This window comes from Paracoccus seriniphilus (assembly GCF_028553745.1).
Lineage (GTDB): Bacteria > Pseudomonadota > Alphaproteobacteria > Rhodobacterales > Rhodobacteraceae > Paracoccus > Paracoccus seriniphilus.
The window spans coordinates 289,446-302,414 of the sequence record NZ_CP067132.1; the positions used below are offsets into that span (position 1 = coordinate 289,446).

The 12,969-nt window shown below is 61.2% G+C and carries 13 protein-coding genes; 3 read left to right on the forward strand and 10 right to left on the reverse strand.

Annotated elements, in window-relative coordinates:
* Positions 1–50: 50 nt before the first annotated feature.
* The 3 genes from olsA to JHW44_RS19760 all read right to left on the reverse strand — a co-directional run bounded on the left by olsA (position 51) and on the right by JHW44_RS19760 (position 2,033).
* Positions 51–920, reverse strand: a complete 870-nt coding sequence (gene olsA, locus JHW44_RS19750; protein WP_089345287.1) for a lyso-ornithine lipid O-acyltransferase — start codon at positions 918–920, stop codon at positions 51–53.
* Positions 917–1,699 (reverse strand): L-ornithine N(alpha)-acyltransferase, encoded by a 783-nt coding sequence (gene olsB / locus JHW44_RS19755; protein WP_089345286.1) that lies wholly within the window; start codon positions 1,697–1,699, stop codon positions 917–919. The genes olsA and olsB overlap by 4 nt, the downstream gene beginning before the upstream one ends.
* A 154-nt stretch (positions 1,700–1,853) precedes the next feature.
* A complete protein-coding gene (locus tag JHW44_RS19760) occupies positions 1,854–2,033 on the reverse strand; it encodes a DUF3553 domain-containing protein (RefSeq protein ID WP_089345285.1) in 180 nt (59 codons plus the stop codon).
* A gap of 38 nt (positions 2,034–2,071) precedes the next feature.
* Between JHW44_RS19760 and JHW44_RS19765 the strand changes: the two genes are divergently transcribed.
* From JHW44_RS19765 to JHW44_RS19775, 3 genes are all read left to right on the forward strand, one after another.
* The gene (locus JHW44_RS19765; protein WP_089345284.1) at positions 2,072–2,704 is read left to right on the forward strand and encodes a histidine phosphotransferase family protein; all 633 of its coding nucleotides are present in this window, start codon (positions 2,072–2,074) and stop codon (positions 2,702–2,704) included.
* A gap of 182 nt (positions 2,705–2,886) precedes the next feature.
* The gene (locus JHW44_RS19770) at positions 2,887–4,125 is read left to right on the forward strand and encodes a metallophosphoesterase family protein (RefSeq protein WP_089345283.1); all 1,239 of its coding nucleotides are present in this window, start codon (positions 2,887–2,889) and stop codon (positions 4,123–4,125) included.
* On the forward strand, positions 4,122–7,574 hold the full coding sequence (locus tag JHW44_RS19775; protein WP_089345282.1) for an AAA family ATPase: 3,453 nt from the start codon (positions 4,122–4,124) through the stop codon (positions 7,572–7,574). Before JHW44_RS19770 ends, JHW44_RS19775 begins: the two co-directional genes overlap by 4 nt.
* A gap of 159 nt (positions 7,575–7,733) precedes the next feature.
* On the opposite strand, the gene JHW44_RS19780 is transcribed toward JHW44_RS19775, so the two are convergent.
* From JHW44_RS19780 to JHW44_RS19810, 7 genes are all read right to left on the reverse strand, one after another.
* On the reverse strand, positions 7,734–8,102 hold the full coding sequence (locus JHW44_RS19780) for a RidA family protein (RefSeq protein ID WP_089345281.1): 369 nt from the start codon (positions 8,100–8,102) through the stop codon (positions 7,734–7,736).
* A gap of 90 nt (positions 8,103–8,192) precedes the next feature.
* On the reverse strand, positions 8,193–9,101 hold the full coding sequence (locus JHW44_RS19785; protein ID WP_089345280.1) for a DMT family transporter: 909 nt from the start codon (positions 9,099–9,101) through the stop codon (positions 8,193–8,195).
* A complete protein-coding gene (locus JHW44_RS19790; RefSeq protein ID WP_089345279.1) occupies positions 9,091–9,726 on the reverse strand; it encodes a cysteine hydrolase family protein in 636 nt (211 codons plus the stop codon). The genes JHW44_RS19785 and JHW44_RS19790 overlap by 11 nt, the downstream gene beginning before the upstream one ends.
* A 61-nt stretch (positions 9,727–9,787) precedes the next feature.
* On the reverse strand, positions 9,788–10,573 hold the full coding sequence (locus JHW44_RS19795; RefSeq protein WP_179217760.1) for an ABC transporter permease: 786 nt from the start codon (positions 10,571–10,573) through the stop codon (positions 9,788–9,790).
* Between the two features lie 2 nt (positions 10,574–10,575).
* Entirely contained in the window at positions 10,576–11,265 is a 690-nt protein-coding gene (locus tag JHW44_RS19800; RefSeq protein WP_089345278.1) for an ABC transporter permease, read from the reverse strand.
* 80 nt (positions 11,266–11,345) lie between these two features.
* Entirely contained in the window at positions 11,346–12,110 is a 765-nt protein-coding gene (locus JHW44_RS19805; protein ID WP_089345277.1) for a transporter substrate-binding domain-containing protein, read from the reverse strand.
* A gap of 63 nt (positions 12,111–12,173) precedes the next feature.
* Positions 12,174–12,968 (reverse strand): ABC transporter ATP-binding protein, encoded by a 795-nt coding sequence (locus JHW44_RS19810; RefSeq protein ID WP_089345276.1) that lies wholly within the window; start codon positions 12,966–12,968, stop codon positions 12,174–12,176.
* Between the last annotated feature and the right edge of the window lies 1 nt (position 12,969).

A 12,969-nucleotide genomic window follows, 5' to 3' on the forward strand; every position in this document is an offset into this window, starting at 1 on the left:
AGCATAACACCCCAGATATTGATCCGAAGTGGCCTTAGCAAGTGATTATATTAAGACGTTTTCGACCCAAAGTCGAAACCTTCCCGCACAAGTTTTTCGGCGGCGGCAGAGAGCGTCTTACGCGTATGACCTGAAACGGAAATCGGTGCTGACAGCCGCACGGTCACATCGCCCTGCACCGGTGCAGACAGCACCGCAAGCAGGTGATCGGCCAGCGCCATATCGTCCCACCAGCCATAGAATCGCGGATCGGTCCCCGCCGGAGCGCGGTAGATCACGCTCATCGGCTGGATGGCCAGGGAATCGGGCAGATCGGGATCGAGAAAGCCCTGGAACAGCGTCGGCTTGAAGGGCAGCACCCGCTGGCCATCGGTCGAAGTGCCCTCGGGAAAGAACAACAGCCTGTGCCCGGCGCGAATCCGGGCCGCGAATTGGGCCGCCTGTTCGCGCGCCAGCTTGGGGTCACGGGTGACGAAATGGGTATTTGTCACCGCCGTCAGAATATTGATCCCGGGCCAGCTGCGCACCTCGGACTTGCTGACGAAAAACACCGGCATCGCGGCATTCATGGTCAGTATATCCAGCCAGCTTGAATGATTGGCCACCACCGCCCCCGGCCCGCGCATCGGTTTTCCGACGCGGTGCCAGCGCAAACCGATGCAGCGCAGCACCAGCCGGCAGACGCCCTGCACATAGGGACCCGTCCATGGCCTGCGGGGGCCGTGGAACATCCGTTCCGTCAGGCGCAGCGGCAATATCAGGATCACCCCGATCAGCAGCACGACAACCGCCGGAACACCTCGGCGCAACACCCGCCACCAGCCACGCACACCCTGCGGTGCCGGCAGGACAGGAGTGTCGCCATCACGCCATGTCGCCGCCCCGCGGCCCGGATCGACGCGCCCTTGCCTCTCGCTCATTGGGACTGCCAACGGCTTTCATAGAACTTGCGGTGCTTGTCGGACATGGCCTTGGTATCCATCAGCAGGAATACGTCGGTCGTATTGAAAGCGCGATCGACAAAGGCCCCCTCGCCGACCATGCCACCCAGCCGCAGATAGGCCTTGATCAGCGCCGGCATCCCGATCAGTGCCTGACGCCGGTCCAGTTGGTCGGGCGGGATCAGATCCATCGGCTGAAAACCCTCGGCCCGTGCCACCGGGCGCAGGCCCTCGGGCGCAAGATGGTTGTGATGCAGCCAGCTGAGCGAGGGCGCCAGCACCTGAATATCAGTGCCGTGAAAGCTGGCGACGCCAAACAGAACCTCGATCCCCAGATCAAGGACATAATCCGCCAGGGCGTTCCACAACAGGAACATGGCCGTCCCGCCGCGAAAGGCAGGATCGACACAGGAACGGCCCAGTTCCAGAACCGGACGATCCGATTGCCGCAGGGGTGTCAGGTCATATTCGCTGTCACAATAGAAGCGACCAAAGCTGCGGGCGCGATCGCCGGGCAACAGACGATAGACCCCGACCACATGGTCCAGATCCTCGACCGACCGGCGCCGGTCGATCAGGCAGAGGTGATCGACGATATCGTCGAATTCATCGCGCTCGAGACGCGCGTCGTGGTCGACCAGCGGGCCGGTTCCGCCCAGTTCCTCGACAAAGACACGATAGCGCAGCCGTTGGGCGGCGCGCAGGTCACTGTCGGAACGGGCAATGCGAATGTCGAAATATGATGGATCAGACTTCATGCGGCCTTCGATCGAAGGAGGGAAAGACGCCGATCTGTCTAGGGTCAGGGAGACCTCATTGCAACACAAGCTGCAAATCAAGCCGCGTCACAAAAGGGTAATGGTTGCGAAAAACAACCTGTGGCTGCAATCTTCGGTCCAAGCCCAAACCGGATCAGCCGTCGTTGCCAATGATGATTTCCAGTTGCACTCGCTTTCCGTCCAGAACCTGCTTGCCGGCCTCGGCAAAATTCACGGTGATCCGGTCTCCGATGCGCGACTGGACCTGTCCCGGCCCCCACTCGGGCGCCCCGGGGTGACGGACGCGCATACCCGGTTCAAGCATCTCGTTCACAACAAGCTCTCCTGCTTCAATGCGAATGGTAACGGTTCATGACTGTCGACACAACGCGGATGTTACCCGAAGATCTGGCCACGCTGGTGGGATCACGCCTGTGCCATGATCTTGTTTCTCCCCTTGGTGCCATCGGAAATGGCATCGAACTGCTGGAAATGTCACCGGATTTCCCCGGTCTGGCAACCAGCCCCGAAATGTCCCTGATCGCGCAATCGGTCAAGGCCGCGCGCGACCGGATTCATGCCTTCCGAATGGCCTTTGGCCAGGCCCGATCAGACCAGCGGGTTGCGGATCGCGAATTGCGCGACCTGCTGCTTGGCGCGTCGGCACAGGGCCGGCTGCAGATCGAACTGGACGCGCAGGGAGATTTTCCCCGCAGCGAGGTCAGAATGCTGATGCTGGCGGTGATGTGCCTTGATACCGCAATGCCATGGGGCGGACGGCTCTCTGCGCAGCATGACTCTGCGGGCTGGAAGTTGCGGGCCGAGGCCGAGCGCGTGAAACAGGATGACGCCCTGTGGGCATGGCTGGACGAAGCGGCGGAATGCGAAGGCCGCAGAATTGCCCCTGCGGAGGTGCAGTTTCCATTGCTTGCGCGGGCGGTGCACAATGCGGGACGCAGGCTGACATGGCATCTGGATGAGACCGGCGGCGACATCAGTTTCTGAGCGCCTCTGGCCCGGATCATCCCGACATCACACCGACGGACAACGCCCCCTGATCATGGGGCTGCTCGACACGGGTGACATGACAGCAGACGCCATGATCGAATTTTCCGCAAATGTGTCCTGTGCAAAACCCCCATGGCGTGCTTACTTGCCGCGACATTCAATGCCTTCGGAACGACGCAATGACCAGAATCCTGCATACCGCCGATATTCATCTGGATTCCCCGCTCAGATCGCTTGCCATGCGGGATGAAGGTCTGCGCGAAGTGGTCCGCACCGCGACACGGACGGCTTTCACGCGGATCGTCGATGCAGCCCTGTCCCATGAAGTCGCCGCCCTGCTGATTTCCGGCGACCTGTTCGACGGGGCCGAGCGCAGCGCCAAGACCGGCGCATTTCTGACAGGTCAACTGGACCGGCTGCGCGAGGCCGGGATCGCGGTGTTCTACATCAAGGGCAATCACGACGCGGAAAACCCGATCACGGGAGAGGTCAAACTGCCCGAGAATGTCCATGTCTTTGACGGGCGCGGCGGCAAGAAGCGATTGGGTGATCGCGACATCTGGATCCATGGGGTCAGTTTCAGCGGGCGTCACGCCCCCGACAGCCTGCTGCCGAAATTCCACGCGCCCGAACCGGATGCCATCAATATCGCCATGCTGCATACCTCACTCGCGGGGGCCGAGGGCCATGACACCTATGCGCCCTGCGCGCTTGCCGATCTGACGGCCGCGGGATTTGACTATTGGGCTCTGGGTCATGTGCACAAGCGCCAGATACACAGCAGCGCACCCTGGGTGGTAATGCCCGGCATTCCGCAGGGCCGCGACATTGGCGAGGCCGGCCCGAAATCGGCCACGCTGCTGCATCTGTCCGATGACGGCATCACCATCGAGGAAATCCCGACTTCGGCCGCCGAATTTATGGAACACCGACTTGATGTCAGCCCCTGCTCCGGCGACGATGAATTGCGCAGCCATCTGCGCGCCACCATGCAGGATATCGCGGGCAGGCTGAACTCCGATGCCGGATTGCTTCGCCTGCGCTTTACAGGTCGCAGCGAAAGGCGCTGGCAGATCCTGCGCGACGCCGATCAATGGGCCGAAACCGCACGTGACATGGCTGCCGAGACCGGTGCGATCTGGCTGGACAAGATCAGCTTTGATCTCGACACGACCGAAGAAGGCACCGACACCGCGTCCGCCGTCAGCGAGCTTGCAGCCCTGATGGATGACATCCGCAGCGAGCCGGGCTTCGCGGCCGAGATCACCGCCACCCTGTCCGCGATGCTGTCGGAACTGCCCGCGCATCGGCGTGCTCATGTTGCCGCCGATGAGGCCACGGCCGAACGTCTGGGGCAGGAGCTGGCCGGCGACGGGGCACTTCATGTCATCGCAGCCATGCGGGGTGCCTCGGAATGATGCGGCTTCGCCAGCTTTCGCTTGACCTCTTCGGCCAGTTCTCCGGCAAGACCTATGACTTCGGCGCGGCCACGCCCGGCAAGCCGGATTTCCACATCATCTACGGCCCCAATGAGGCCGGGAAGACCACCACGATGGAGGCCTTTCTGCGCCTTCTTTACGGATTCCCCCATCGCGACGGCTATGATTTCCTGCATCAACGAAAGAACCTGCGGGTTTCGGGTGTTCTGGATATCGACGGGCAAAGCCACGATCTGGTCCGCCTGCCCAAACGCGATGGCTCATTGGTGGATGGCTCTGGCAATGCCCTGCCGGAAATGATCCTGCAGAACGCGCTGGGGCGGCTGAGTCTTGATGACTATCGCACCCTGCTGTGCCTTGATGACGAGACCATCGAAAAGGGCGGCGAGGAAATCGTCAAAAGTCGCGGCGATATCGGCAAGCTGCTCTTTTCGGCGGCGGCCGGGGTCAGCGATCTGACCAGGGTTCTGGACGGCATTCGCGAACAGGCCGATCTGCTGTATCGCAAACGCGCCAGCAGCACCGAACTGGCGCGACTCAAGAAGGAACTGGCCGAAACCGACAAGCGCATCAAGGAGTTGGACATCCCGGCCAGCGCCTATCGCAAGCTGCGCCAGGGCTTTGATCTTGCCCGCACAGAGGAAGACGCCACCAGACAGGAACGCAGCCGGCTGCGCCGGAAACATGCCCGTACCGAAGCACAAAGCAAGGCCCTGCCCCTGATTGCACGGATCGACGCGCTGGACGCCAGCCTGACCTCATGTGCCCATTATCCTGAACGACTGGATTTCAATCCCGAAGATCTGGTCGAACTGCTGACCCAGCAAACCAGCGCTCAAGGCGAAACCGACAGGCTGAAGGCGCTTTTGCAGGATCTGAAGGCACAGCGCGACGCCATCACACGCCGCCCCGATCTGCTGAGCCTGGGTCAGGCTCTGGAAGAGCTGGATATCCTGCGCAGCCGCGATGCAACCGCCCGGCTTGACCTGCAGCGGCGACAGGAAGAACTGCGACAGGTGTTGGCGGATATGCAGCTGGCCGCGCGTAACATGCAGGCTGCGCCCGACATGAACCTTCAGGATCTGGTGCCGACCGAGCCTGAGCTGGCCGAACTGGAGGCGGCACGCTCTGCGCTGCACAGCGCAGAGCAACAGCTGGACGCCGAACAGAAGGAAGTCGCCCGTCTGAAGACCCGTCTGGACAGGGCAGAGGCCGCCCGTGACGCATTGGGTCAGGGCGATGAGACCGGCGCAAAGGTCGGGCAAATCCTCGAGCGGTTTTCGCTGGACAGCCTGGCCCCGCAACATGCCGCCGCACAGCAGGCCGTCGCCGATGCCAGGACCCGAATGCAGGACGCGCTGCATGCGCTGACCATTCAGGGCCGGACATTCGACCCGCTGCCCGCCTGCCGGATCAATGCAGATGAGGCCGAGGAACTGGCCCGGCAGTTCCGCAGGCTGGAAGAGCGGCTGGAAAAGGCGCAGGAGGAAGACAGGCGCCTTGCGAAAGAGGAAGACACCCATCGGCTGCAGATCGAGGGATTGATCGAAAGCCACGGGCTGATCAGCGATGAAACCGCGCAGGCCCAGCTTGATGCACGTGACAAGGCCTGGGCGCAGCATCGCGCAACCCTGGACGAAGACAGCGCCAATCATTTCGAAGCCGCCATGCGACAGGTCGACGCCAGCGCGCAGGCCCGGCTGACCCATGTCCGAGATCAGGAACGTCTGCGTCATGCGCAACAGGAATTGGCCAGCCTGCGGGTTCAGCGCGAACATCAGGCCCGCATCATTCAGGACCTGCGGGACCAATGCGATGCCCTGCGCGCGCCCTTGGTCGAGGCGGCTGCGGACTTGGGCCTCGATCCGGACATCTCGCCTGCGGTCTTTGCCAATTGGGCCATCAAGCGCGACGCGGCCAGCGCCGCCAATCAGAAACTGGTCCAGGTCACGGCCCAACATCAGCCAAGCTTTGACAAAGCCGCGCGCCTGGTGGCGGCGCTGTCAGCGGAAATGGATCTGGACGCGCCCGATTTCGACACGCTGGTCGCCAAGGCGCGGCAGTTGCAACAGCAAGAGCAGACACGGCGTGAACAAAGCGCGCAGGCCCGCAAGAGCTGCGATGATCTGCAGGCCGAACTGACATCGCGCCAAAATAATCTGGACGAGATCGCCAAGGCCGCGCAAGCCGCGCGGCAGCGATGGCATGATCTGGTTCAGAACAGTTTCAAGGGCCAGTTGTCGCCAGATAGCTTGATTCACAGCCTGGCACCCCTTGGCAAGTTGCGCGAGTTCTCGGTCCGGCGGGACAATATCCAACGTCAGATCAACGGCATGGAGCGGGATCAAAAGGCCTATGCCGCCCGGCTGGCCGATCTGGCGGAGAAACATGGGGTTGCCGCAGATGCCGGTCCCGAGGATCTCTATGACACCTTGCGCGAACTGGCACGACAGGCCGCCGAATCCGAAAGCCGATATGTTGCGCTTTGCGGACAGATCGAAAAGGCCGAGCATGCGCTGGTACCACAGCAGCAAATCCTGACCCGCATCGCGCAGCGGGTCGAACAACTGGCAGCGCTCTTCCCGCCCGATCTGCCAACTGCGACCCTGCCCCAGTTGCGCCAGACTGCCCTGCAGGCCCAGAAGGTGATCGAGGACCGTCAGCGGCGCAGAGATCTGGTCGATGAAGCCTGCGCGGTACTGGGGGCATCCTCTCTGGAAGAGGCGCGCAAGGAACTGGAAGGTTGCGACCCCAATGCGCTTGCAGCCGCCCTGGCCGATCTGGATGCCGACCTGCAGCGTATCGATACGGCGCTGGATGAGGCCATCGCGACCCGCAGCGCCAAAGAGCGCGATCTTGCCGCCGTCACGGGGGATTCAGATATCGCGGAACTGACCGAGACCAGGGCCACGCTGGAAGCCCAGATCGAAGAAACGGTGATGCGCTACCTGACGCTGGATCTGGGACATCGTCTGGCAGACGAGGCCATCCGCCGCTATCGCGACAGCCATCGCAGCACCATGATGGAGGCAACCGAGCGGGCATTCCGCGACCTGACCAATGGTGCCTACGGCAGATTGACCACCCAGCCTTCGGGGAACGGTGAAACGCTGCTCGCGCTGGATCAGGCAGGCATGGCCAAACAGGCGCAGGACATGTCCAAGGGAACACGCTTCCAGCTGTTTCTGGCGCTGCGGGCAGCCGCCTATGAACAATTGGTGGCGCAGGGCACCTGTCTGCCATTCTTCTGCGACGATATCTTCGAAACTTTCGATGAAGAGCGGACACGCTCGGCCTGTCGGCTGATGGGCCGCATCGGGCAGACGGGGCAGGCCATCTATCTGACCCATCATCGCCATGTCGTCGACATCGCCCGGCAGGAATTCGGCGAGGATCTGACTCTGCACGCAATTCATTCGGCTCGATAACGGTCCGGACCAACCGCCTGCAAGAGCGGTCCGCGCATATCCGAACCGGATCGGGTGATCAGCCGCCGCTGTCGCCCTCACCTGCCCGCGCCGCGATCTTCAGGCCTGCCGACCACGCTGTTCTGTCCCGACATCGTGGCTGGCAAGCCTGTCGGCAGCTCAGGCCGCTGTCCCATTGCTGCGGGCGGCAGTCAGGATGATCTCGACCTTGTAATCGGGCGTGGCAAGGCGCGCTTCACCACAGGCACGGGTCGGTGCGTGCCCTTCCGGCACCCATTTGTCCCAGACGGAATTCATTTCATCAAAATCGTCCATAGAGGCCAGCCAGATGGTCGCCTGAAGCATATGTTCCTTGTCGGAACCGGCCTCTTCCAGAAGTTTTTCGATCGACGCAAGGCAGTCCTGCGTCTGCTCGGCGACGCTTCCCCCCGGGCGACCGACCTGACCGGCCAGATAGATCGTGTCCCCATGGATGACGATCTGAGACATGCGTTGACCGGTGTGATGCCGGACGATGGTATTTTCCATGACTTCCTCGTGATTTGTCAGGTGAGTAAAACAAGTTTCGGATGGTCCCCGACCGCAACTGCGCAGGGGCTTGCCGTGACCACAGGCCGGTCAATTTGCAACGGCATTCCTGCCCCTGCCTTTCCGGCTTTGCGCCATCAGCATACCCGAGGTCAGGATGAGCGCGATCCCGGCCCAGGCCAGCGCATTCGTGCCACTGCCCCAAAGCAGAAAGGCCCAGAGGCTGGCAAAGACCAGGAAGGAATATTCGAACACGGCGACGACGGCGGGCGTCCCGATCCGATAGGCCTGTGCGATCAGGGTCACCGCGCAGATCGACCCGACCGCCTGAAGCAATGTCAGCCAGATGAAACGCGTGCTGGGAGCAACCCATGGCACCGAAATGAAGGCATCTCCGGGCCAGATCGTCACCACACAAAGCATGATCACTGCTGCCAGACCGATGGTGATGAAAATCCCCAGGGCCAGCGCGATCGCGCTTTCCTCAGCGCAAAGATGTCGTGTCAGCATCATGCCAAGCCCATAGAAAAATCCGGCCGCCAGAGGCAAGAGCGACAGCGTGGTCAGATTCGCCAGATCAGGCTGCAACAGCATCAGCGCCCCGACGAAGCCAAGCAGAACCGCGCCCGTGCCGATGAGGCCGATGTTCTGACGGAACAGGACAACCGACAGCAGGGCAACCCAAAGCGGGGCGCTGAACAGTCCAGCACCCGCCTGAGACACCGGCAGGCTGCCAAGGGCCGCGAAATAGATCAGCAGACCGACGGATACCGCAAGGCTGCGCAGGGCCAGTCGGGGCAGGTTCACCGGACGGATCCCCTGCCCCGAAATTCTTGCGGCAAGGATCAACAGGGGCAGGGCAAACAATGTTCGAAAGACCTGAAACTGCCACAGCCCGGCTTCCTGACTGACCGCCGCAACGAAATTGTCTATGAAACTCAGCACCGCCGAAGCAGCCAGGGCCAGCCCGGCCGCTTTCAGCCCCTGATCAGGCTGCATGGCTTTCCGCCTGGGCCTGCATTGCGGACAGGACCTCGTCCAGACTGCGCACCGCGCCATGCTGCAGATATTCCATCGCCTTCAGAGATGCCTGATGGGCTTCGAGACTGGAACCCGCCACGCAATCCTCGATCACACGGCAGAAATAGTCACCCTGATGGGCGTCCACGAATGTGTAATGCACGCAGACATCCGTCAGACCACCGACAAGGATAAGTGTATCGGCCTTCAGCCCCTTCAGCAGGATCTCCAGATCCGTCCCGTAAAAGGCGGAATAGCGCCGTTTCGCAATGCGGTAGTCATCGGGCAGCATGCCCAGTTCCTCTTCGGCAAATTCGGTCAGCGGATTGTTGTCGAGGCAATGAATATCCTCGTCACCATCGGTTTCACGGCCCATGTCGATCAGATCGGCGCGGTGGACCTCCTTGATGAAGACAATCGGGATCCCGGCTTCGCGCGCCTTGTCGATGGCCAGCTTCGACCGCGCCATGCGTTCGGCATAGTCCGGCATGTGGGCAATCGCACGCTTGTCATCGGGAATGGGCGCGAAAGCCGATTTCATGATGTCGATGACGACAAGCGCGGCACGCCCTTCGATCAGGTCACGTTTCTTCGTGGTGGTCATGGAAATACCTTTCAGCAGCAAGCAACTAGAAGCATGGGGAGGAGTCTCCGCGTGTCGGCGCTCAGGCCAGCGCGGGGGCGGTCTTGGGTTTGGGGGTCTCGCGCGGGCGCAGATGGCCAAGGAATTTCCTTTCGGCCAGCCGGAACGCGAAGGAGATCAGGAAGACGATGGCCATGTAGAACAGCATCGCGGTCAGGAAACCTTCATAGGCCAGATAATAGCGCCCATTCAGCCAGCGCCCGACGCCCAGCAGATCCTGCAGGGTGACCGTGCTGGCGATGACCGAGCCATGCAGCGTGAAGATGACCTCATTCGAATAGGCCGGCAGGGCGCGCCGGAACGCATTGGGCAGCACGACGATCCGCATCCGCGTGACGGGGGACATGCCGCAGGCCTTGGCGGCCTCGATCTCTCCGTGCGGTGTGGTTTCGATCGCGCCACGCAGGAATTCGGTGGTATAGGCCGCCGTATTCAGCGTGAAGGCGATCAGAACGCACCACCAGGGGCTGCTGAGAACCCGGTCCCAGAGAAAGCTTTCCTGCACCGACTGGAACTGGCCCAGACCGAAATAGAACAGATAGACCTGCACCAGCAGCGGCGTTCCGCAGAAGACATAGGTATAGGCGCGGATGATCGGGTTCAGAAATGGCTTGCGATAAGCCCTTGCGATGGCCAGCGGAACGGCGATCAGACCGCCGACAAGCAAGGCCAGGAAGGTCAGTTGCAGGGTGACCAGAGCGCCATCGAAAAAGCGATCCAGATTGTCATAGATCAGCATGAAGTTGATCGGAGAGCGGGTCTCGCTGAAGCTGTGCAGATATTCCAGGAAGCTGCGTTCGGTTTCCATTTCTAGGCTCTCCTCACGCCGGCCGAATATTTCCGGTCGATCCTGCGCAAGAGCAGATCGGAAATGCCGGTGATGACCAGATAGATGACCATGACGGTGATCATGAAGCTGAACAGCTGATGTGTTGACCGGCCTGCGGAAAAGGCATTCCAGACCAGATCATGCAGGCCGATGACCGAAACGAGGGCCGTCGACTTTACCAGCACCAGCCAGTTGTTGGTGAAACTTGGCAGGGCAAAACGCACCATTTGCGGCCATGTCACGATGCGAAAGATCTGCCAGGGTGCCATGCCCACCGCCATGGCCGCCTCGATCTGCCCGCGCGGGATTGCGAGGATCGCGCCACGAAATGTCTCGGACATATAGGCGCCAAAGATGAACCCCAGCGTCACCACCCCGGCGACGAACTGGTTGATCTCGACATAGCCCCAAAGACCGGTGACCGCGCCGATCTGCGTCACGAATGTCTGACCGCCAAAGAAGATCAGCATCATCAGCACAAGATCAGGCACGCTGCGCACAAAGGTGGTATAGGCATTGCCCGCCCGCCGAATTGCACGCGACGGCGACAGTTTGGCAAAGGCACCTATCAGCCCCAGCACAACGGATAACAGCAGAGACAGGATCGCCAGCGAGATCGTGACCAGCGTGCCCTCGATCAATATCTGTCTGTACTCGAAAATCACATCCATGCGCATTGGTCCGTCAGTGAAGGGGATGAAGGGCGGTTCCGACCCGAAGGGCCGGTCCCGCTGCAAATCATGTCAGGGGATCACTTGCCGTAGATATCGACGTCGAAATACTTGTCGTTGATCCCGGCATAGGTGCCATCTTCGCGAATGGCCCTGATCGCGGCGCTGAACTCATCGGCCAGCGGATCACCCTTGCGCACGGCGATGCCCATGCCTTCGCCAAGACATTCCGGATCATCCACATCATCGCCATAGAAGGCGAAACCCTCGCCCTGTTCGGTGTTCAGGAAACCGTCCATCGCGCCAAGCGTGTTGTTCAGCTGCAGATCCAGCCGCCCGGTGGCAAGGTCGGCAAAGACATCCTCTTGCGTGTTGTAAAGGCGCAGATCCGCATCGGGAAAAGCCTTTTCGACATGGCATTGCAGAGTGGTACCGCGCAACACGCCGATCTTCAGCCCCTTGGTTCCCTCGGGCGTCAATTCGAAGTCCGCACCTTCCTTCGCGATGAAGCGCGAGGGGGTAAAGTAGTATTTCTCGGAAAAATCGACCTGCTTCTTGCGGTCCTCGGTGATCGACAGGGACGCCACGATGGCATCATATTTCCGGGCGATCAGCGCCGGGATCATCCCGTCCCATTCCTGCTCGACCAATTCGCATTCGCGATCCATCTGGGCGCAGAGCGCCAGGGCGATATCAATGTCAAAGCCCGTCAGCGTTCCATCGGCCTCCTTCTGTGAAAAGGGCGGATAGGCGCCCTCGACGCCGATGCGCAGGACCTCGGCCGAAGCCATGCCCCCCATCAGCGTCATGGCGGCAAAGGCGGTTGCAACGATTTTCTGTTTCATCTTGTTCTCCCTTGTCCGGACCTGAGTTGTCTGAACTTGTTGCAGATTTCTGACCGGGCGCGGTCACTGGCGCGTGTTCGACAGGAACTCCCGGAAGCGGGTCGTTTCCGGCGCGGTGAACATGCGGTCGGGGTCGCCCTGCTCTTCGATCAGCCCCTGGTGCAGAAAGATCACCTCGGAAGAAACATCGCGCGCAAAACCCATTTCATGGGTCACCACGATCATCGTCCGGCCTTCCTCGGCCAGCGAGCGGATCACCTTGAGAACCTCGCCGACAAGTTCGGGGTCCAGCGCCGAGGTCGGCTCGTCAAACAGCATGACCTCCGGCTTCATCGCCAGCGCACGGGCGATTGCCGCGCGCTGCTGCTGGCCGCCCGAAATATGTGTGGGATAATAGTCGCGGCGCTCATACATGCCGACCCGCGCCAGCATTTCCTTGGCATGTTCGATCGCCTCGGCGCGCGGCTGTTTCAGAACATGTATCGGCCCCGCGATGACATTTTCCAGTACGGTCATATGCGACCACAGGTTGAAGGACTGGAACACCATGGCCAGACGCGCGCGGATCCGCTCGACCTGGCGTGGATCCGCAGGGCTGGAATCACCATGGCGATCCTTCTTCATCCTGATCTCTTCGCCATGCACCAGGATCTGGCCCGATGTCGGCGTCTCAAGCAGGTTGATGCAACGCAGAAAGGTGCTTTTCCCCGAACCCGACGACCCCAGCAATGAGATCACATCGCCTTCCCGCGCCTTCAGCGAGACCCCTTTCAGCACTTCCACCGTCCCGAATGACTTGTGCAAATCCGTCACGCTAAGCGACGCGTTCGGGTCGGCGGAGAACGTGATCTGGGCCATG